This is a genomic window from Brevibacillus nigriterrae (assembly GCF_049846925.1).
In the GTDB taxonomy this organism is placed as follows: Bacteria; Bacillota; Bacilli; order Brevibacillales; family Brevibacillaceae; genus Brevibacillus_H.
In genome coordinates this window covers 12,028-31,736 of record NZ_JBNCMT010000006.1, presented here as the reverse complement: position 1 = coordinate 31,736, position 19,709 = coordinate 12,028, and the positions used below count along the sequence as shown (strand labels likewise).

The window sequence follows — 19,709 nt, the reverse complement described above, 5'->3', positions numbered from 1 at the left end:
ACTAGAAGGGGGAGCGAAGAGAAACCATGACAAAAAAAGAGAATTTACGTGACTACCTCAAGACAAACCTCCTGGTCGGAGACGGAGCAATGGCAACACAACTGTACCATCTGGGAGTTCCAGTAGGTGTCTGTTTTGAAGAACTTTGTTTAACCAATCCGGGGTTGGTACAGGAAGTGCACCGCTCCTATTACAAGGCAGGTGCTCGCTTGTTTGAAACAAATACGTTTGGAGCCAATCGAGACGCACTGTCCCGATACGGCTTGGAGAACAAAGTATCACGAATCAATCGTGCCGCAGTGGAAATTGCCAAGGAAATATTGCCCGATGATGCCTATCTGATTGGTAGTATCGGATCGATTACCGCTGGACGAGTCAGAAACCAGTCGATGAACGGGTATCGTGACCAGTTTGAAGAACAGGCTGTAGCTTTGCTGCATGCCGGAGTGGACGGAGTCATTCTGGAAACGTTTCTCGATCTGGAAGAATTGCTGCTTGGGGTGGAGATTGTCCGCTCCTTGACAGACCAACCGATTCTAGCCAATTTGGCTACACTCGAAGTTGGCAGAACGCGGGATGGCTATACGCTTACCGATGCGTTCTATCAGTTGCAAAAAGCGGGCGCAGATATCGTTGGTCTCAATTGTCGCATGGGCCCTGCCGAGATGCTTCGCTCATTGGAATCATCGATTATCCCTGAAGAAGTTTCAATTTCCGTTTTTGCCAATGCGGGACGCTTGGGGATGGCAGACGGGGAATATGCGTATAAATCATCTCCTGAATATTTCGGAGAGAGTGCACTTCGCTTGCGGGAACAGGGTGCTCGGCTCATCGGTGGCTGTTGTGGTACTACACCTGCCCATATCGAAGCCATCGCTGAGGCGCTTAGAGGACTGACACCGATCACCCGGGTGAATCCAAGTACGATTGAAGAAAGTAAACCAGCAAGCGTTTATCAAGTGTTGCCTCGTCAGGCGCCGAGTATTGTTGAACTGGTAGCAGAGCGTCCCACGATCATCGTGGAATACGATACGCCAAAGGATTTAGAAATTGGAGATTTTCTCAAAGGTTGTTGTGAACTGCATCATGCAGGGGTGGATGCTATCACCATGGCGGATAATTCACTCGCCAATGTGCGGATGAGCAATATGGCGCTTGGAGCTATTATGAAAAATGAATTCGGAATTGAGCCGCTTGTCCATATCGCTTGTCGAGATCGAAACCTGATCGGCCAGCAGTCACACCTGATGGGATTGCATGCACTAGGGATTGATCAGGTCCTGGTGATCACGGGAGACCCTTCCCGTTTTGGCGATTTGCCGGGAGCAAGCTCCGTATTTGATGTCACCTCATTTGACCTGATCCGAATGACCAAACAACTTAACGAAGGATTCTCTTTCTCGGGTCGTCCGTTGAAGCAGAAAGCACAGTTTATTGTAGGCGCCGCATTTAATCCGCATGTGCGAAACATCGATGCGGCTGTGCAACGCCTTGAGCGCAAAGTAGAGGCAGGGGCGGATTACATTATGACGCAGCCCGTCTACGATGCGGAAACCATTGAACTGATTTATGAAAAAACCAAACACATCCCGATTCCTATCTTCTTAGGGATCATGCCGTTAACCAGTTCTCGCAACGCTGAGTTTTTGCATAACGAAGTGCCGGGAATCAAATTGTCTGCCATGGCGCTGGAGCGAATGAAGCATGTGCAAGGAGAAGCAGCCAGAGAAGAAGGTGTCTTGATGGCGAAAGAATTGTTGGACGTAGCGACACGTTATTTTAATGGGATTTACTTGATTACCCCATTTCACTATCACCAGATGACAGTAGAGTTGACCCGGTACATTAAGCAAAAAACGGTTCCTTCCCGTGTCGTTTTGACAAGCTGATCGACAGGGTTAGCAATCTCGCATGTTTCGGGTACGAGCGGACAGGATGTTTGCATTAATCACAACAAAATAGGTAAATCCTCTAACACGGAAATAGCCCCTCCTTGAATACAATGCCAACGTATCAATCGAAAGGAGGGAATGCTCGTGTCAGGTGGAATCTTTAACGACGATTTCATTTTGATTTTGGTTCTGTTCATCCTCTTGGTTATTGTCGGTGCTGAGGATTAATTGAAGAAGACAATGGATGAAGAAAGAGCGCTGTGAATAGCGCTCTTTCTGCTTGTTCAACACATCATCGGAAATGTTGCTGCTGAGCGAGAAGTTCGGCTCTTCTCCTCCAAAAGTTTTATATTACAGTGTACTTTTGTGGAGAAGAAAACGCCCCTAGATAATAGCCTATTTTACAAACAGGTCCTTCCTTCGTTCCTTATTCCAGCAATCCGAGTTCTTGGTAAACCTTGATTGAAACGACACCATTTGTCGCCAACTTACGATCACGTTGAAACTTTTTAAGGGCCGCAGTTGTATTTGAGCGAAATTTGCCATCACAAATGCCTTTGAAGTATCCGGCACTTTTCAAACGGGATTGAATCAGTTGAACATCTCCGCCAACATCGCCCTCAGCTAAATCTCTTGGATTATGATTCGGGTCTCCTAATACATGCCCAAAAATCGTAACTTTGGATCCGAGTGGTATCAAATCAAATAATTCAATGACATCATTGTTGCGCATGCGGATACAACCATGACTCTTGTGCTGTCCAATCGAATCTGGTTTGTTCGTGCCGTGAATACCGTAAATTCCCCAAGGGACATTTAATCCTAACCAGCGCGGGCCAAAAGCTCGCCCCCAATCTTTTCCTTTGTATACAACTATGTATTCACCAACAGGTGTAGGAGTGGACGGATTACCGACAGCGACTGGAAAACTCTTTATTTTTTGCCCCTTTTTCCGAACAATTAATTGGTGCTGTAGAGGGTAAACCTCAATGGAAAAAATCCCCTGATTTACTACAATCGGCAATGTTGGATTGGCATAAGCAGGCTTGTAACCGATATTTTGAACAAAGATCAAAGTTAGAAAGAATATCACAACGGTTCGAAAGAGAAGAAGTCGTATATTTCGATTCATTAATTATCACTACTTTTTCTGAAAGTTATCTTATCCAAACATTATTTATGATGTGTCACCTACGCATATTTTATTATTGCCTGCTTGCAATTCAGGAATATAACGATTGAGAAAATGAAAAAAACCGGTCAATAACAGACCGGCTTAATCTGAAAGATATACTTTAAACAAATGCTTCACCAGTATTACCTCGATAATAGTGTATGTGTCCATCGTCAAATGTCGTTTGTCCACCGAATTCGTGGTAATGGTTTCCATTCGGTAAGGGGATAGGTCGCCCTGTCCAACCACGGAAACGATGCACATGCCCATCATTAAATGTAGTGGTGCCTTCATAGTAATGGACGTGCTGATTTTCAGGTCCTTGTGGAGGTCCTGTGATTCCGCGTACTATATGACGATGACGATCATTAACCGTCGTTGGCGTGTCATAACCATGCTTATGACCAGGAATACCGGAAAGCCTTACAAAGTTTATCGAATGACCGTGTTTTGCCTTCACCCAGAACCGCTCCTTTGCATGACTTCTTGCCTTATTACATGCGATTTTGAGGTGTTTTGAAACGGCCATTCATCTAATAAATCGAGTTATTCTTCGGTCCATTCGGTTCGTAACATGGAAAACATGATCAGATCTACAAATTCTCCTTTGGATTTTTCGTATTGTCTGAGTTTTCCCTCTTCAACGAATCGTAACTTTTTTATTAACCTGATCGAGTTGAGGTTCTCAGGTTCAACTTTTGCTTCCACTCTATTTAGACGGAGACTATCAAAGCCATAGGAAATGATAGCTTTAATTGCTTCAGAAGCATATCCATTCCCCCAATAGGGATACCCAAGGTCGTAGCCAATTTCTGCTCGTTCGTTTTCGAAATCAAGATAATTAAACCCACACGACCCGATGACCTCGTTTGAATGTCTCAAGAGAATTGTCCAACGGATTGCTTTATTTTCCGTGCAAAGCTTCTCGAATAATAAAATCATCTGTTGAGCCTGAGAAACATCTACAAATGAGTCGATGTTCATATGTTTCGAGACCATAGGATCAGACCAAAATTCAAATAAATAGGGAGCGTCATTGAGTTGCATCGGTCTTACTAATAATCGTTCAGTTGTAATTTGACTCATGGATAAAATCAGCCTCCCATGTAATTAGGTGAATTGGAATCTATGAACCTACCTGGCATAAATCAGTCCTTTCACCTAATAAATAGAGGCTAAACAAGCATAACCAGTATAGCAAAGTAATAGTTACAGAGACAAAGGAGTGTTACGACGCTTTTTGCATATGGATAGTACAATGATGAGCACACAACCAAGAAGACCTACACAGTCAAAAGGAAACTTTGCATTTGTTCGTACGAAATTGTTACGCAAGGATTATCCATAGCAAAAAACCAAAGCCAGCCGAAACGGGTAATCCGTATTTCGACTGGCATTTTTCATTACAGTTTATAAACTTCTTTTGCTTTTTGCTCCAGATAATTAACCAGATATGTTGCGTTCACAGACTCTCCAGTAATTTCTTGAACAAGCTCACCCGGAGATTTCATTTTGCCGTGACGATGAATTTTTTCTTTTAACCAGTCACGAACAGGAGCAAAGTTGCCTGATTGGAGCGTGTCATTGTAGTTCGGAATTTCTTTTTCCATCGTATTGGCGAACTGAGCAGCATACACATTGCCCAATGAATATGTTGGGAAGTAACCAAAGCTGCCGCCAGCCCAATGAACATCTTGGAGGACACCGTCTGCATCATTCGCAGGAACGACCCCTAGATATTCTTTCATTTTTTCATTCCAGATCGTTGGCAGATCGCCTACTTCGATCGTTTGGTTAATCAGCCCTTTTTCGATCTCATAACGAATCATGATATGTAAATTGTAGGTAAGCTCATCTGCATCGACACGAATGAGCGAAGGAGAAACTTCATTCACCGCACGCCAGAATTGATCGAGGCTGATACCACTGAACTGAGCAGGGAACGCTTTGGTCAAGTCAGGATAAAAGTGGCTCCAGAACGGTATGCTTCGTCCGATCATGTTTTCCCAGAAGCGGGATTGGGACTCGTGGATACCCATGGAAGTGCCGTCGCATAGCGGTGTACCGAACAGATCATTGGAGATGTTTTGCTCATAAATGGCATGACCTGCTTCGTGGATACTGCTCCACAGTGCCTCTCGGAAGTCATCTGCTTTGAAGCGGGTTGTGATCCGCACATCGCCCGGGGCAAAACTGGTGGCAAACGGATGCGCACTTCGGTCGAGGCGTCCTGCCTGGAAGTCGTAGCCAATTCGCTCCAGAATAAAACGGTTAAATGCTTCCTGTTCTGCTACAGGGAAGTGTTTGGTGAAGAAACGGGTATCTGGTTTATTGGGTGAATCAGCAATTGCTGCTACGAGCGGCACTGTTTTTTCACGCAGTACTCGGAAAATATCATCTAGCTGGGCGCTCTTCATTCCAGGTTCATACAGATCGAGGAGTGTGTCATACTTTACGCCGTTATGTCCCCAGTAATCGATGAACTCCAACTGAAGGGCGATGATTTTCTCGAGATATGGACGGAAGCTGGCGAAATCATTGTTTTTGCGAGCGTCTTCCCAAATCGTCTCAGCTTGGGTCGTCAGGACAACGAATTCCTGATACTTCTCCGCAGGCAATTTCTTGCTGCGATCGAATTCTTTTTTGCATTCCTTCACTGTGGCAGCGGTGATCGGGTCAAGTGCAGCAAAGGTAGCAGGCTCACTTAACGCCTCCAGGTGCTCTTCCATTTCATTTGACGTTGCCAGTCTGAATTCTTCACCAGAAAGTGTGCCGATAATGTCGGAACGAGCATCCATGCCCTTGCGAGGTGCCTGTGTTCTCATATCCCAATGCAAAACAGCTAATGCCTGTCTATAGCTGGTCACTTTCTTGACAAACTCACGAAAAAGAGCGATGCGTTTTTCTTGTGTTGCCGTAGACATACGATGCCTCCTTTAAAGGTATCTCTTCGATAAAAACTTTTTTTCTTACAGATTATTATAACTGGTGGACAAAAAAATTCCAGTTCAGATGTTTCTGCTTTCGTCTGAACGGGAATCTCTGTATAATCGTACTGATGAAAGATAACGAGATTATTTCAACATAGGAGAAATGATATGGCTCAAACAAATCCACAATGGGAACAAGAAATAGCAAAACGACGTACATTTGCTATCATATCCCACCCGGATGCGGGTAAAACGACAATGACAGAAAAACTGCTTTATTTCGGTGGAGCAATCCGTGAAGCCGGTATGGTCAAAGGACGCAAAAATTCCAAGCATGCCACTTCAGACTGGATGGAAATAGAGAAAAAGCGTGGAATCTCCGTTACCTCAAGTGCGATGGATTTCATTTACAAGGGTCACCACATTAATATTCTTGATACACCGGGACACGAAGATTTTAGTGAAGACACGTACCGCACCCTGACGGCAGCCGACGCAGCAGTGATGATTATCGACGTTGCCAAGGGGGTAGAGGCACAGACGATTAAACTGTTCAAAGTTTGCCGTATGCGAGGCATTCCGATTTTTACATTCGTTAACAAACTTGACCGTCACGGGAAAGAGACGTTTGATCTCCTGGAGGAACTGGAGAACGTGCTTGGCATCCGCTCGTATCCGATGAACTGGCCGATTGGTATGGGGAACCATTTTTGTGGTGTGTACGATCGAGTGAAGTCTCGGGTGGAATTGTATGAGAACGGTAACTACCATGATGAGATCAAGTTCGTTGAGGTTACTGGCGCAGATGACCCTGTCATTGGTGAGCGAATCAGCCAGGATTTATGGCAGCAATTGCAAGATGAAATCTCCCTGTTAGATGTAGCGGGTGACGAATTCAATCCGGATTTGATCGCAAATGGTGAATTGACTCCGGTTTTCTTTGGAAGTGCGATTAACAACTTCGGTGTGCAGACGTTCCTGGATAACTTCCTGAACATGGCTCCGCCTCCATCACCGAAAAAGAGTACGATTGGATTGATTGATCCATATGAACGTCCATTCTCCGGCTTTATCTTTAAAATCCAGGCGAATATGAACCCTGCCCATCGTGACCGTGTTGCTTTCATGCGAGTTTGTTCTGGTCGTTTTGAACGGGGGATGGCTGTTAAGCACGTTCGTCTGGGCAAAGAGATTAAGTTGGCTCAGCCGATGCAATTCATGGCGCAGGATCGGGCGATTGTAGAAGAGTCATTTGCAGGAGACGTAGTAGGTCTGTACGATCCAGGCATTTTCCAGATTGGCGATACACTCTGTCTGGGAGAACCGTTTGAATTTGAAGAGATGCCGCACTTCTCGCCGGAATTCTTCTCCAAGGTGACAGTAAAGGATGCCATGAAGCACAAGCAGTTCCAGAAGGGAATCATGCAGTTGACCGAAGAGGGTACGGTTCAGTTATTCCGTACGTATCCGATGGAAGAATTGATTCTGGGTGTGGTCGGTGTGCTTCAGTTTGAAGTACTGGAGTATCGCCTAAAGGCGGAGTATGGTGTAGATATCATGCTACAACGCATGTCCTATCAGATTGCCCGTTGGATCGAGGGAGACAAGGCGACGCTCGACACATTGGCAGGACGCAGTCAAACAGTGAGAGATCGCTATGGACGTCTGGTTATGCTGTTTGATAGTGAATACCAACTTCGGATGGCACAGGATAAATATCCTTCCATCACTTTCCACGAAAGCTCACTTGGGTTGAAAACGACAAACTCATAAGACGATGTTTAAATGGTCACTGTCCTCATGGCAGTGGCCATTTTTTAAAAAATTTGGGGCCCCGACCGACGATGCATAGGACGTGCGAGTGTCGACGAAGCAACAGGATGTTGCGGTTTCGTCGACCGCCAGCGATAGCTTGTGTCGGGTGGGTTTCTTGACATATTTCCAGGGTTGTCTCGATAACATGGGAGAGAAAGGAGTGGAGATATGTGAATCGCCAATTGCTGACATTGTTTTTTGTGATGTTTCTCGCCTCATTCGATATGCATGCCCAGATGCCGCTGTTATCTCCTTATGTGAAATCATTGGGAGCATCTGCCATGATGATTGGGGTGATATTGAGCGCCTATTCTACGAGCAATTTAATCGGCAACCTGATTGCTGGTCCATTTCTGGATAAATATCGAAAACCACTTATTATTAGTACAGGGCTGTTCATCGCTGGCGGTTTGTTGATACTACAAGGCGTAGTTACAGAGATTTCCTCATTTCTCGTCATTCGATTTTTGTTTGGTTTCGTGATGGCATTTGTGACACCAGCTTGTTTTGCGATGCTGGGGGAAATGGGCAAGACTGAGCAAGAGCAAGGCAGTGTGATGGCAAAGAACGGAATCGTCATGACCATTGCCTCGATGATCTCGCCAGCAATCGGAGGAATGGTTGCCGGTCATTTTGGTTATCAGCAAGCTTTTTATTTGTTTGGCCTCGTGATGATCTTTGCCTGTTTATTGGTTTTCACCCAATTGCGGACAGCTCAGCCCTCACATACCAGAAGCTCAACTGCCAGGGGGCTATCACCATCCAAACTGCCAGTCTCTGAATTGTTTCTTGCTTATCTTGCCGGATTCACTGTCTTGTACGCACAAGGCACACTTCTTTATGAAATTCCGTTGCTTATGGAAAAACATCATTTATCTCCGCTTGATACGGGAAACCTGTTTAGTCTCATGGGGGTTGGTTCACTGGTGATCCTCAGCATGTTCTGGATGCACCGCATTTCTCCTATTGTTCGATGCCTGACAGGCTTAACTCTTTTAGGTCTTGTCATGTATTCACTTGCATTGGATATTCCCATTTCCTTGTACATCGTCATGCTTTGTCTCGGGATAAGCTTTGGAATTCTGTTTCCGGCCATGTCAACCATTCTTGCCTCCCGTTCGCCCAAGGAGTCGTATGGCGTAGCATTCAGTATTTTCTCTGCCGTACTTTCCGTCGGCGCCATGATCAGCCCGCTCGTGTCGGGATACATCGATCAGATGAATACTTCATTTTTCCTTGCCTTTCTGTTAGCATTCATCGCCTGTATCTTGTCGCTTGGGCAAAGTATTCGTCGCAACAAAAACGCCCACCTTATTCCAAGGTAGGCGAGTCATCCGCTGTGTTGTTACGGGCAAGAGCAAGTGTAAACGAAAACAGAACGCCTTGTTCTGAATTGGCCACCCCGTAAGCACTTTTATGCGATTCCAGAATCTTTTTGACGATCGAAAGGCCAAGACCGGTTCCGCCAGATTTTCGATCACGAGATTGCTCTACACGGTAGAATTCTTCCCAGACACGTGCCAACAGATGTTCCGGGATGTGTTCTCCCTGATTTTCCACTGAGATGAGGACATTTTCGTATAGAGGCTCTGCCTTCACGGTAATCGCACTTTGTCGATTGGCATGCCTGATCGCATTACAAAGCAGATTGACCAGAACCTGCTCAATTTTGGAGCGATCTGCGTCAACACGAAGATCTGAAGAAATATCCAGATTGATCAGAAGCTCTTTTTCAGAGAGATGAAAGGTTAACGCTTCGATCACTTCCTCAATCAGGGCAAGGAGATTGAACGATTCTGTTTTATGTTCATTTGTTTTTGATTCCAGCTTGGACAATTCCAGCATCCCTTGAACCAAATCATTCATTTTTTCTACTTCAGTCAGAATGACTTGAGTGTATCGATCAATTTTGGACTCATTCACGCCATCTTTCAATCCCTCTGCATAGGCCCTGATAATGCCAAGTGGTGTTTTCAACTCGTGTGAAGCACTGGATATGAATTCCTTGCGCATATTTTCTATCTGGCTTTTATGATCGATTTCTTCTTGCAATTTTTCATTCGTTTTCTGCAATTGCTGCAAGCTTTGGTCCAGATTGCTGGAGAGTGTATTCAGGCTGTTCGATAGGCTGCCTAATTCATCACGGGAATGGATATTCGATCGAGCGGAAAAATCCAGTTTTGCCATGCGTAAGGCAACCTCATTCAGCTTGATCAACGGCTTGGAGATCATTTTGGAGAACAGATACGATATGACAACGATGAGCAGTATGGCACCGAGAAAAACATAGGCAAAATACAATTTCATCGCAACAACGGCATCTCCAACTGGTTGCAAGGATGTGAAAGCAAAGATAAATTCATCCGTCTTTCCATTATGTTCGACAGGCTGGATGTGAATCAGGTTCTTAATCCCACTCAGTGAGTCAATCCATTCATATTCGACAGACTTTCCCTGTTTTAGTTCTTCTGTATGATCCTTCGAGTGTTTGAACCAGTCGTATACTGCTTCGTACATCATTCCTTCCTGCATGAACAAATAGAGCATGTTTTGATTGTCAGGAAGTAATAAATTGGTCACGGTACCTGTTATCTTCTGGGAATTGTCTAGTGGACTTGAATCGTTGTTTTTCCAAGAGACAATTATCTGATTACTTGTTTTTTCACGGATTTCATATGGGATGAAGATTCTTGTTTTTTCGTCGTAATAGAATCCATCTATACTTATTTCCATGCCTGTATTAATTTTACTCTCAGCAAGTGATTTTAGCTGGGAGTAGTCATCGAACGCGACCTTGACCATTTCGCCATTTTCCATCCGTACTTCGATACCCAGTGTGTTAATATGCTTGATCCAGGAGTCTTTATCCACAATGGCAATCTGTGTTCCTGATTCCATACCTACCTGGGCAATTTTTTCCGTTATGGTTTGTTCATCCCATTTTCCTGCTCGATAGTCAGCCAAAAACGTGTCTACACTTTGTTTCAGTTGTGTAGCTTTCTGATTTTGATAAAATTGTTCAAAAAAGAGCATCTGTCCAAATGTGGAAACAGAGTAAAAGCAAACGAAGAAGAGAGTGATTAGCAGGAATAATTTGAGTACGATACTGCCTCTTTTCATTTCTCCTCCTTAAACTTGTACCCTGCTTGTCGGATGGTATGGATGTAGTTCCCGATGGTACCCAGTTTTTTGCGCAGCTTCTTGATATGAGAATCGACTGTCCGTACATCCCCGACAAAATCATATCCCCACACCTGGTTCAAAATGTGTTCACGAGAGAGGACGAAATCACGATTTTTGACTAAATAGACCAACAGTTCATACTCTTTTGGGGCCAATTCGACTTCGTGTCCGGATATCAGTATCTGGTGTGCCTGTACATGAATCTGTAAGTCCCCATAAGACAGGACAGCATCTTCCTTACCGATGGTGCCTTCTGCTCGTTTCATCAGCATTTTGGATCGTGCAACCAGTACTTTCGGGCTAAATGGCTTGGTTACGTAATCATCTGCACCAAATTCAAAACCCATTAATTTATCATCATCTTCAGAACGGGCTGTCAAAAAAATAATCGGAACATCCGAGCTGCGGCGAATCCGTTTGCACACAGTCCACCCATCAACTTCCGGTACCATGACATCGAGAATCACAAGATCCATCCGATGAGCGTTAAACATCTCCAATGCGGACTTCCCGTTATCTGCCTCAAACACAGCCCATTGTTCTTTCTTAAAATAGTCTAAGACAATTTCGCGCATCAAACTTTCATCTTCTACTAGCAGAATGTTTTTTTTCATTTAGGCACCTCAGATATTGTCACTATAAAAAAGACTAAAAAAATCATCGATTGGTCACACGATGGGCACATTTCTCCTTTATATTAACGACTGATAGATGCTGAATCTAGTAAATTCAGTTAACAGTAAAGGGGAGAGAACATGAAATTTTTCAAAATCGTTGTTGCATTCACACTTGCCATTCTGGTCCCGATGACATCAGCAGCGCAGGCCAAGGCTAATACACAGGAGCAAGACGACTATACTGTATTGGTCTACATGGTTGGCTCTGATCTTGAGAGCGGTGGATCACCTGATACACCGGAAGAATATGCAGGCTACGCTTCTATGGATCTGGAAGAGATGATGCGAATTGGTTCCAATGACAAGGTGAATGTGGTAGTAGAGACTGGTGGAGCACTCCAATGGATAAATAAAAACATCAGCAGCAAGACGAATCAGCGCTGGCTCGTCCAAAAGGATAATCTGCAACTGATCGAGGATGTCGGCAGCCGCAATATGGGGAAAGCGGCAACTCTAACTGATTTTATTACGTGGTCTGTTGAGAAGTACCCTGCGAAGAAATACGCAATTGTATTCTGGGACCACGGGGGAGGCTCTGTCACCGGTTTTGGATCGGATGAAAATTACAAGCATGATGGTTTGACACTCGATGAAATGCAGAAGGCTTTCGCAGATGCCTATACTAAAACAAAAAGCAAATTTGAACTGGTCGGCTTCGATGCCTGCTTGATGGGTAATCTTGAAATGGCGAAGATATTGGAGCCGTATGCGAATTATTTGGCAGCATCAGAAGAGCTGGAGCCGGGACATGGTTGGGATTACACTCCTGTTGTTGAAGAGTTAACCAACAATCCAAACATGACAGGCTACTCGCTCGGAAAAGTAATTGCCAACGGATACCGTGACCAATCCATACGTGAAGGAACCGCAGACACGATCACCTTCTCTGTGTTGGACCTTTCCAAGATTAACAAAGTAGTGACAGAATTGGAATCGCTCGTCAAAAAAATGGATAAAGATATTAAGAAAATTGAAAATCTGATCTCGATTGCCATTGCACGATATAATTCAGAGGATTACGGCAGCTTTGGCCCGAGCGGTGGGACAGATATGACAGACCTGGCTGATTTCGCAAACAATCTCGGAGATAACTACTGGAGAGAATCCGCCAAAATTTCCAAGGCAGTCAACAAAGCTGTTGTTTACAACATTAACAGTCCTGCCAAGCCAAAGGCAACGGGCATTTCGATTTATTTCCCTTCCAAGGATCGAGACAACTTCAAGTCAAATGTAAAAACATATCAAAAAATGGCGTTTTCATCAAATTATCAGACGTTCCTGTCCACCTATGTTTCCAAAGTAACAAGTGACAAGAAGGCAGTTTCGTTAAAAAACAGCAAGCCACAATTGTTGCCTGTAAAAGGAAATGGCAAACACCAGTACGAAGTAAAAATAAGCACCAAAGATGCTGGTTCTCTCGTTGAAGTATTTGGTATTCTCGGGCGTCTTGCACCGGATTCCGACAGTAAGGTGCACATTCTTGGGGTCGATAAAGATGGTGTGGAATTAAACAGAAAAACTGGTTCTATCAAAGGTCAGTGGTCGGATTCATGGGCAATGCTGGGAGGTCAATTCGTCACCATGTCCATCGCAGGAAAAACCGACAAACATACCGAATACGCTATACCTGCTCTGGTAAACGGAGAAAAAATGAACCTGATGGTGCTAGTAAATGATAAGACCAAAGAAGGTCAGGTGCTTGGCGGCTGGCGTGGAATCGATGAGGAAACAGGTGTCGTTGACCGCAATCTGATTCCAATCAAACCAGAAGACAACATTGTTCCACTGATCCAATACTATGACAGCAAAACAGGTAAGACCGGATTTGATGAAGGAGCAGAATTCCGTGCCGGGGAAGAGTTGAAAGTGGAGTTCAAAACATTACCACAAGATAACTATCTCTATGGCTTTTCAATGATAGATTACGCACAAAACCAGACTTACTCTGACTTTGTTCAAATTGAAACCAAATAGCATTCGAAAAGAGGACGGATAGTAGCCGTCCTCTTTTGTTTGGGGCCCACCTTATTCCAAGGTAGGCGTGCGTTCTGATTTTTCATTGGTTGGATCATTCTCGTTGTCATTGATCTCATTATCCGGTAGGTGATTGTCGCGTTGGATAGCTGACTTTACATGTTTTAACTGTGCCACGATGATAAAGCTGACGATGACGAGCAGGAACCACGAACTGATCTTGCTTATGTGCACCATCTGCCATTCCTGATTCTGATTGGGGTATTTCCATGCGCCGAGCAGGGTGGCGATATTTTCGGCCAGCCAGATGAAAAAGCCGATCAGAATATACGAAAGCCAGAGTGGCATCTTGTATTGCTCCCGATTGACCACATAATATACCCTTGTTTGCCAGAATGCGATAAAAATCAGGATAGTCAAATACCAACGAATATCAATCCAGTAGTGGTGGGTAAAGAAGTTGAGGTATATGGCTGCACCGAGTGGAACCGTAATGAAAAAGCGGGGCCATCCCGTGATGGATACCTCCAGCCTGCGCCATGCCTGACACAGGTAGCTGGCTACACTCGCATACATAAAGCCACTGTATAAGGGTACCCCCAGCACTTTGCTGTACGCTTCTTCCGGATAAGACCAGGAACCCATCTTTACTTTAAAAATTTCCAAAGCGAGACCGATGAGATGGAACACCGTGATTACCTTTAGTTCATCCTTTGTCTCCAATTTTGTCATGACCATCAACGCTTGCATGGCAATACAGAGTAACAAAAGTAAATCATAGCGTGGCAAGCCGGGAATGGTGATGACATGAGACAGCGCCAACGATAGAAAGATAAAAACGGGAAACAGACAGCTCATGGCTTGCTGATAGCCAAAATGCAGAAAAAACAATATGATCTTCTTCATTATTCTCCTGTAGCTACGGGCAGCTCACGGGAGCAATAGTCACTCCAGCTACCAAGATAGAGTTTGGCATCTTTTCGTCCGGCTTTTTCGAGTGAAAGCAGGTTGACGCAAGCTGTTACACCAGAACCGCAATAAACAATGACCTCTGGAGCATCAGCAATGGCCGAGAACCGATCCTGTAACTCGGCGGATGAGCGAAGGAGTCCGTTTTGATCCAGATTTTCTTTGAAAAAGTAATTGACCGCACCGGGAATATGTCCCGCCTTGGAATCAATCGTCTCAACTTCTCCTCGAAAACGTTCCCCAGCACGAGAATCAATCAGGACCGTATCGGAATGACGGCTGAGAACCTCATCAATCGTGACCAGCATGTGGGCTTGCACGTTTGGCACGAATTCTTTTGGTGTCGGAGTGACAATTTCTGCTGTGACAGGATACGCTGCTTTCTGCCATGCGCTGTATCCACCATCCAGTACAGTTACTTTTTCGTGTCCCAAATAGCGAAGCATCCACCAGAGACGAGCGGCATGCGTGATATCTTGTTCATCGTATGCGACCACGGTTACGCTTTGATCAATACCACAACGAGAGAAAAGTGCGACCATTTCATCAACGGAAGGGAGAGGGTGACGACCCCCATGTTGTGTTTTTGCACCGGAGAGATCGTGACCTAAATCCAGATAGATAGCACCAGGGATGTGTGAAGCTTCGTAACTCAATTTGCCATGATCAGGATTTCCCAGTACATAGCGGCAGTCAATGATAACCAGATTGGGATCGCTCAGATGATCGTGGAGCCATTCTACACTTACAACAGACGCTGTTTTTTCCATGAGTGAGAGCCTCCTATCCATTCGCTTTCTATTTTTTCCAGTACTAATCATATCAAAAACAGCTCTTTTCGTCTCTACTATCCCTTCGGCTAGTTTGCATTCGTGAGTAGAATGTTTACAATGGAAAAAGAAGGATAACAGAGGAGGAACTCGTAGGTGAAACGCATTGCGACCTATTTTTTTGAAGGATTGTTATTTACCATCCCTTTGGCAGTAACGGTGTACATACTCTATACAGTATTTGTTACGGTTGACAGTTGGCTTCGCTTAGGGATTCCGGGAGTTGGTTTCGTCATTACGATTGCGGGGATTGTCGTCATTGGATTTCTTGCTTCGAATGTGCTTACCAAAGGAATTCTCTCATTGGTTGACAGACTTTTCGGGCATATGCCTTTTATTAAACTGCTGTATACATCGATCAAAGATTTAATTGGTGCCTTTGTCGGTGAGAAAAAAAGCTTCGATCGTCCCGTACTCGTCAAACTGACTCCTGAGGGATCTGCCAAAGCGATTGGATTTATCACCAGAGATTCTATGGAAATGTATGGAATTCAGGATCATGTCGCTGTCTACTTTCCCCAATCGTACAACTTTGCGGGCAATTTGTTGATTTTCCCTCGTGAGCAAGTAGAGGTGCTGGAAGCAGACAGTGCAGATGTGATGGCATTCCTCGTATCGGGCGGAGTATCAGGAAAAGAACAGAAGAAGGAGCCGGCGAAAGGGGCATAATTATGAGCGTGTATCCATTCACTGCAACTACGATTAAAGGAGCCGAAAAGCCACTTTCCGATTATTCCGGTCAAGTATTGCTTATTGTCAATACGGCGTCGAAATGTGGTTTTACTCCTCAGTACAAAGGGCTACAGAAGCTTTATGATAAGTTTCAGGGGCAAGGATTTACTGTGCTTGGATTTCCGTGCAACCAGTTCATGAGTCAGGAGCCGGGCACGAACGAAGAGATTCACAGCTTTTGTGAAATGAACTTTGGAGTCACTTTCCCGATGTTTGCCAAAGTGGATGTGAATGGACCTACTGCTCACCCCTTGTTTCAATATCTGACCAAAGCGGCTCCTGGAATGATAACAGATGCCGTTAAATGGAATTTTACCAAGTTCCTCGTTGACAAAAAGGGGAATGTAGTCAAACGATATGCTCCTACGACAAAACCGGAAGAGTTAGAAGCGGACATCAATAAATTGCTGGAATGATTATGAAAAAAGAGTTGGACATCAAAGTCCAACTCCTTTTTGTCTAACGATTTTTTACAGATATTGCTCGTATGGCGCAAGCTCAATCTCTTTGTTCTTCAAATGGGCGACGAGCCATTTATGATCACGTTTAGGGGTAGCCAGAATATACCCTTTGATAATCAGATCCTGGGTGATCGTTGTGGCACCTTCATCCAGTGCCAATTTCCCGATTCGTGCAGCGATGGAACGTCTGGCCACATCGCGAAACAATGGGGGTACAGGCTCTACCAGCTCATTTAAGAAGGCGAGTGTCTCATCTGTCCACATCGACCTTGTCTGATCAATATAGTGATCTTGCCAGTCCAGATCGGATTTGCCGTCCTGTTTGGGCATCGATTTGAGGAACTTCCGAAACATGAAGTAACCGCCAATAGCGATCAAGCTGAACAAAATTACCGTCCAGAACAAGATAAACCAGGAAAACATTGTATTCATTAGCTTTATGCTCACCTCATTCATCAAAAAACCTTGTACACTAATGAAGTGTAGCCGATTTTTTGCTTCCCAACAAGGTTTCGAGTGAGTATCATTAGAATACAATGTGCAACAGCATAAGGGGGGCGGCGTCTATGTTCAAGCTTGGACAGCGCATCATCATCGTGGCAGACTCCTTCGAACAGAGCTTGCCTGTAGGTGAGCATGCATACATTATTGGACGAGATCGTAATCCTGACAGTGTCTTTGAATGGATCATTCGTGTACCACGTATTGATAAACATTTCCAGATCGTTGAAGCGGACATCACAACAGAAGAAAGCATCATGGAAGAAGAGGCCGAAAAAGTCCAGCAGGAAGCGCTGTTAGACTTTGCCCTGGCAACCCGCAATGAGGCACTTTTTCGACAGCTCATGGGAATGGAAGAGAGTGATCAGGAAAACAACGATCACGTCATAAAGGAATCAACAGAAGAATTTATACGCAAAGTAAATTTGAAAGCATGGATTTAAAACAAGGGATTTCAATTGTGCTTCTCGAATTAGATAAGGACTAGACGTGATTGGCGAAGAAAGAGAGGTTTCTTATGTCTGATTTTATTGAATTTACAAATGAACATGGACAAAAGATTGAACTTCCTAGGGAAACATACCGGGAGAAAATCATCCCGCAAAAATTAGAGCAATACTGGGACGAAAAGGAAATGTTGCGCCAATTCGCCATTGAGCTGGTTGCTCAGGGATTCAATGAAGAGGGTGCTAAAGCTGCGGATCGTCTGCTTGAGCTGTTTGGCCCGATTGAACCGGCACTGATTTTCCGTGCTGTGGTACACATGCAGGCACAGGAATTTGATCCTGCAAAACAATTGCTCCTGTATGTCATTCACCACTATCCAAATTCCGGAAATGCCTATACGAACCTCGCCAAAATCTTTGCCTATGAAGGCGATGAAGAAAAAGCGTTCGAGATTCTCGAAGGTGGTCTGGTCAAAGATCCGAACCAGGATAACGGCTTGGATTGGTATGTGGCGAACTTCCTGGAACACGGCAAAAAAGAACAATTATTTGAACGCCTGGAGCTGATTGCCAAACAGGAAGGTGCATGGCGCCCGCAATTAATCATGGGTCGTCTAGCTTTGGAAGACGAGAACCTGCTGCTGGCTATGGACAAGTACCAGGAGGCAATAACGAAAAGCGGCAATAGCGAAGTTACGATTATGAATGTAACTGGTGAGCTGGGGCAGGCAGGATATGTGTATCAACTGATCCAGGTTGCTGAGAAGTACTGGCAACCAACATTTGAGTATCCTTACACGGGCTTTAACTATGCCAATGCCCTGATTTCTACGGATCAGAAACAACAAGCTGTCACTGTCCTCAAAGCAATGCTCCCCCACATTCGTGAGGATTATAAGGAAGTCGTCAACCGCTTCCTGGAACAGCTTCCTCAAGAATTGCTGGAGGAGTCACATGGAGAAACATCCAGTCAAGAAGCTGACAAGAAGCCTTGGTGGAAAGTTTGGTAAAAATGGTAAGCACCTCGCCTCATTCGCAAGATGATGGGGCAGAGGTGCTTTTTTTGACTTTATGGAAAAAGAGGTGCAATCCTGTCGATTCGGTTCGTCCAGACCCCTCCAGAATAATCAGGGGGGAGCCGTTTGATATCTTCGGAAGAATCAAATCCGGTAGAGAATTCACCATTTCCACCAACGAGGATGACTCTTGTATTGACATCATTCATTCTGCCGATGAAACGATTGGGCCATCCCCACAGCCAGGGGGCAATTTCCTCGGGAATATGCAATTGTGTCTTCTCGCAGGCTGTTGGAACGTAGCCTGTCCATCCGGCGGCTAGATAAGGGATAAGGCATTTTTTCATCGTAGCCTTGGACATGACAGGTTGATTTGGCATTTGCATCTGAAGTGCCTCAATCGGTCGATCGCCCCCATACACAGTAATGTTAGCTAATCGATTGGCATCAAGGGAAGAGAGGTATTTCGCTAACAATTCTCCTTCCTTAGGATCATTGCTTTTGACATGGATGAGAAGCTCCTTACCAGGGAAGTGGAGTAACACTTGCTCAAGAGAGGGCATTAGTCCAACTCCTTTCCCTCTGAAAGGATAGGTTTTGCCCCCATCCGCAGTGTAGCCATAACCGATGTCGAGGGCTTGCAATTCACTCAAGGTATAGTCACGAGTAATACCCTTGCCATTGGTTCGGCATTCCAGTGTCCAGTCGTGGAAGACGGCGAACTTCGCATCTTTGGTCATTTGTACATCAAGCTCGACGACATCAGCACCCAGTCGGAAGGCTGCCTCCATGGATGATATGGTATTTTCCAAATACGAATGCTCTGGAGGATAGATTTGTTTTGCTGTGCAGGTATCATTGGTGATACCCTCCATCGTAAACGTTTGCGCAAGTCCCCGATGCGCAAGAAGAAGTGGTTTCTTGTATTGTTTTTCAGCAAGGAGTGATGTGTTGTTTAGATAGATACCTATCAGGAGTACCAGGAAGATCCAAAATCGTTTTCGCTTAAAAATCCCTCGTTTCGATATCCGCATACAATTCCTCTTTCTTTTGACGACTCATTTTTCACCCATTGTAGCAAAAAACCAAAGCCACTACGAATGGGCATT

At 44.7% G+C, this 19,709-nt stretch carries 19 protein-coding genes; 9 read left to right on the top strand and 10 right to left on the bottom strand.

The window, feature by feature from the left end:
* The first annotated feature begins 26 nt into the window (after nucleotides 1–26).
* Entirely contained in the window at nucleotides 27–1,889 is a 1,863-nt protein-coding gene (locus tag ACPW7N_RS06050) for a bifunctional homocysteine S-methyltransferase/methylenetetrahydrofolate reductase (protein WP_425650134.1), read from the top strand.
* 141 nt (nucleotides 1,890–2,030) lie between these two features.
* Nucleotides 2,031–2,120 carry a YjcZ family sporulation protein gene (locus tag ACPW7N_RS06045; RefSeq protein ID WP_425650133.1) on the top strand — a complete coding sequence of 30 codons (90 nt, stop codon included), beginning with the start codon at nucleotides 2,031–2,033 and terminating at the stop codon, nucleotides 2,118–2,120.
* Between the two features lie 199 nt (nucleotides 2,121–2,319).
* Here ACPW7N_RS06045 and ACPW7N_RS06040 read toward each other — a convergent pair whose 3' ends face one another.
* The 4 genes from ACPW7N_RS06040 to ACPW7N_RS06025 form a co-directional block, all read right to left on the bottom strand.
* Entirely contained in the window at nucleotides 2,320–3,024 is a 705-nt protein-coding gene (locus tag ACPW7N_RS06040; RefSeq protein ID WP_425650132.1) for a L,D-transpeptidase family protein, read from the bottom strand.
* Between the two features lie 163 nt (nucleotides 3,025–3,187).
* Nucleotides 3,188–3,526 (bottom strand): YmaF family protein, encoded by a 339-nt coding sequence (locus tag ACPW7N_RS06035; protein ID WP_425650131.1) that lies wholly within the window; start codon nucleotides 3,524–3,526, stop codon nucleotides 3,188–3,190.
* Nucleotides 3,527–3,612: 86 nt separating this feature from the next.
* Entirely contained in the window at nucleotides 3,613–4,152 is a 540-nt protein-coding gene (locus ACPW7N_RS06030; protein WP_425650130.1) for a GNAT family N-acetyltransferase, read from the bottom strand.
* A 317-nt stretch (nucleotides 4,153–4,469) separates the two neighbouring features.
* Nucleotides 4,470–5,990, bottom strand: a complete 1,521-nt coding sequence (locus ACPW7N_RS06025; RefSeq protein WP_425650129.1) for a carboxypeptidase M32 — start codon at nucleotides 5,988–5,990, stop codon at nucleotides 4,470–4,472.
* 174 nt (nucleotides 5,991–6,164) lie between these two features.
* Here ACPW7N_RS06025 and ACPW7N_RS06020 point away from each other — a divergent pair, with 174 nt between their 5' ends.
* Together ACPW7N_RS06020 and ACPW7N_RS06015 are read left to right on the top strand one after the other, a co-directional pair.
* Nucleotides 6,165–7,769 carry a peptide chain release factor 3 gene (locus ACPW7N_RS06020; protein WP_425650128.1) on the top strand — a complete coding sequence of 535 codons (1,605 nt, stop codon included), beginning with the start codon at nucleotides 6,165–6,167 and terminating at the stop codon, nucleotides 7,767–7,769.
* A gap of 212 nt (nucleotides 7,770–7,981) precedes the next feature.
* A complete protein-coding gene (locus tag ACPW7N_RS06015; protein WP_425650127.1) occupies nucleotides 7,982–9,136 on the top strand; it encodes an MFS transporter in 1,155 nt (384 codons plus the stop codon).
* Here the strand turns inward: ACPW7N_RS06015 and ACPW7N_RS06010 are convergent.
* Both ACPW7N_RS06010 and ACPW7N_RS06005 read right to left on the bottom strand, forming a co-directional pair.
* Nucleotides 9,123–10,931, bottom strand: a complete 1,809-nt coding sequence (locus tag ACPW7N_RS06010) for a sensor histidine kinase (protein WP_425650126.1) — start codon at nucleotides 10,929–10,931, stop codon at nucleotides 9,123–9,125. The genes ACPW7N_RS06015 and ACPW7N_RS06010 overlap by 14 nt on opposite strands.
* Nucleotides 10,928–11,608: a response regulator transcription factor gene (locus ACPW7N_RS06005; protein WP_425650125.1), complete on the bottom strand. Its 681-nt coding sequence runs from the start codon at nucleotides 11,606–11,608 to the stop codon at nucleotides 10,928–10,930. The genes ACPW7N_RS06010 and ACPW7N_RS06005 overlap by 4 nt, the downstream gene beginning before the upstream one ends.
* Nucleotides 11,609–11,749: 141 nt before the next feature.
* Between ACPW7N_RS06005 and ACPW7N_RS06000 the strand changes: the two genes are divergently transcribed.
* Entirely contained in the window at nucleotides 11,750–13,645 is a 1,896-nt protein-coding gene (locus ACPW7N_RS06000) for a clostripain-related cysteine peptidase (RefSeq protein ID WP_425650124.1), read from the top strand.
* A 51-nt stretch (nucleotides 13,646–13,696) separates the two neighbouring features.
* Here the strand turns inward: ACPW7N_RS06000 and ACPW7N_RS05995 are convergent, their stop codons facing one another.
* Together ACPW7N_RS05995 and ACPW7N_RS05990 are read right to left on the bottom strand one after the other, a co-directional pair.
* Nucleotides 13,697–14,551 (bottom strand): DUF817 domain-containing protein, encoded by an 855-nt coding sequence (locus ACPW7N_RS05995; protein WP_425650123.1) that lies wholly within the window; start codon nucleotides 14,549–14,551, stop codon nucleotides 13,697–13,699.
* Nucleotides 14,551–15,384 carry a sulfurtransferase gene (locus ACPW7N_RS05990; RefSeq protein ID WP_425650122.1) on the bottom strand — a complete coding sequence of 278 codons (834 nt, stop codon included), beginning with the start codon at nucleotides 15,382–15,384 and terminating at the stop codon, nucleotides 14,551–14,553. The genes ACPW7N_RS05995 and ACPW7N_RS05990 overlap by 1 nt, the downstream gene beginning before the upstream one ends.
* Before the next feature lie 156 nt (nucleotides 15,385–15,540).
* On the opposite strand from ACPW7N_RS05990, the gene ACPW7N_RS05985 reads away from it, so the two are divergent.
* Nucleotides 15,541–16,113: a DUF502 domain-containing protein gene (locus tag ACPW7N_RS05985; protein WP_425650121.1), complete on the top strand. Its 573-nt coding sequence runs from the start codon at nucleotides 15,541–15,543 to the stop codon at nucleotides 16,111–16,113.
* 2 nt (nucleotides 16,114–16,115) lie between these two features.
* A complete protein-coding gene (locus ACPW7N_RS05980) occupies nucleotides 16,116–16,592 on the top strand; it encodes a glutathione peroxidase (RefSeq protein ID WP_425650120.1) in 477 nt (158 codons plus the stop codon).
* A gap of 54 nt (nucleotides 16,593–16,646) precedes the next feature.
* On the opposite strand, the gene ACPW7N_RS05975 is transcribed toward ACPW7N_RS05980, so the two are convergent.
* Nucleotides 16,647–17,069: a DUF2621 domain-containing protein gene (locus ACPW7N_RS05975; RefSeq protein ID WP_425650119.1), complete on the bottom strand. Its 423-nt coding sequence runs from the start codon at nucleotides 17,067–17,069 to the stop codon at nucleotides 16,647–16,649.
* Between the two features lie 134 nt (nucleotides 17,070–17,203).
* Here ACPW7N_RS05975 and ACPW7N_RS05970 point away from each other — a divergent pair, with 134 nt between their 5' ends.
* Nucleotides 17,204–17,581 (top strand): ATPase, encoded by a 378-nt coding sequence (locus tag ACPW7N_RS05970; protein WP_425650118.1) that lies wholly within the window; start codon nucleotides 17,204–17,206, stop codon nucleotides 17,579–17,581.
* Between the two features lie 74 nt (nucleotides 17,582–17,655).
* On the top strand, nucleotides 17,656–18,594 hold the full coding sequence (locus ACPW7N_RS05965) for a tetratricopeptide repeat protein (RefSeq protein WP_425650117.1): 939 nt from the start codon (nucleotides 17,656–17,658) through the stop codon (nucleotides 18,592–18,594).
* A gap of 59 nt (nucleotides 18,595–18,653) precedes the next feature.
* Here ACPW7N_RS05965 and ACPW7N_RS05960 read toward each other — a convergent pair whose 3' ends face one another.
* Entirely contained in the window at nucleotides 18,654–19,634 is a 981-nt protein-coding gene (locus ACPW7N_RS05960; protein WP_425650116.1) for a glycerophosphodiester phosphodiesterase family protein, read from the bottom strand.
* Nucleotides 19,635–19,709: the final 75 nt, after the last annotated feature.

What these genes read in the sequence shown, in the direction of transcription:
- ACPW7N_RS05980 (WP_425650120.1), top strand. Translation starts at nt 16,116, where the DNA reads ATGAGCGTGTATCCATTCACTGCAACTACGATTAAAGGAGCCGAAAAG.
- ACPW7N_RS05975 (WP_425650119.1), bottom strand. Translation starts at nt 17,069, where the DNA reads ATGAATACAATGTTTTCCTGGTTTATCTTGTTCTGGACGGTAATTTTG.
- ACPW7N_RS06050 (WP_425650134.1), top strand. Translation starts at nt 27, where the DNA reads ATGACAAAAAAAGAGAATTTACGTGACTACCTCAAGACAAACCTCCTG.
- ACPW7N_RS05960 (WP_425650116.1), bottom strand. Translation starts at nt 19,634, where the DNA reads ATGCGGATATCGAAACGAGGGATTTTTAAGCGAAAACGATTTTGGATC.
- ACPW7N_RS06020 (WP_425650128.1), top strand. Translation starts at nt 6,165, where the DNA reads ATGGCTCAAACAAATCCACAATGGGAACAAGAAATAGCAAAACGACGT.
- ACPW7N_RS05970 (WP_425650118.1), top strand. Translation starts at nt 17,204, where the DNA reads ATGTTCAAGCTTGGACAGCGCATCATCATCGTGGCAGACTCCTTCGAA.
- ACPW7N_RS06000 (WP_425650124.1), top strand. Translation starts at nt 11,750, where the DNA reads ATGAAATTTTTCAAAATCGTTGTTGCATTCACACTTGCCATTCTGGTC.
- ACPW7N_RS06045 (WP_425650133.1), top strand. Translation starts at nt 2,031, where the DNA reads ATGCTCGTGTCAGGTGGAATCTTTAACGACGATTTCATTTTGATTTTG.
- ACPW7N_RS06030 (WP_425650130.1), bottom strand. Translation starts at nt 4,152, where the DNA reads ATGAGTCAAATTACAACTGAACGATTATTAGTAAGACCGATGCAACTC.
- ACPW7N_RS05995 (WP_425650123.1), bottom strand. Translation starts at nt 14,551, where the DNA reads ATGAAGAAGATCATATTGTTTTTTCTGCATTTTGGCTATCAGCAAGCC.
- ACPW7N_RS06040 (WP_425650132.1), bottom strand. Translation starts at nt 3,024, where the DNA reads ATGAATCGAAATATACGACTTCTTCTCTTTCGAACCGTTGTGATATTC.
- ACPW7N_RS05990 (WP_425650122.1), bottom strand. Translation starts at nt 15,384, where the DNA reads ATGGAAAAAACAGCGTCTGTTGTAAGTGTAGAATGGCTCCACGATCAT.
- ACPW7N_RS06010 (WP_425650126.1), bottom strand. Translation starts at nt 10,931, where the DNA reads ATGAAAAGAGGCAGTATCGTACTCAAATTATTCCTGCTAATCACTCTC.
- ACPW7N_RS06005 (WP_425650125.1), bottom strand. Translation starts at nt 11,608, where the DNA reads ATGAAAAAAAACATTCTGCTAGTAGAAGATGAAAGTTTGATGCGCGAA.
- ACPW7N_RS05965 (WP_425650117.1), top strand. Translation starts at nt 17,656, where the DNA reads ATGTCTGATTTTATTGAATTTACAAATGAACATGGACAAAAGATTGAA.
- ACPW7N_RS06025 (WP_425650129.1), bottom strand. Translation starts at nt 5,990, where the DNA reads ATGTCTACGGCAACACAAGAAAAACGCATCGCTCTTTTTCGTGAGTTT.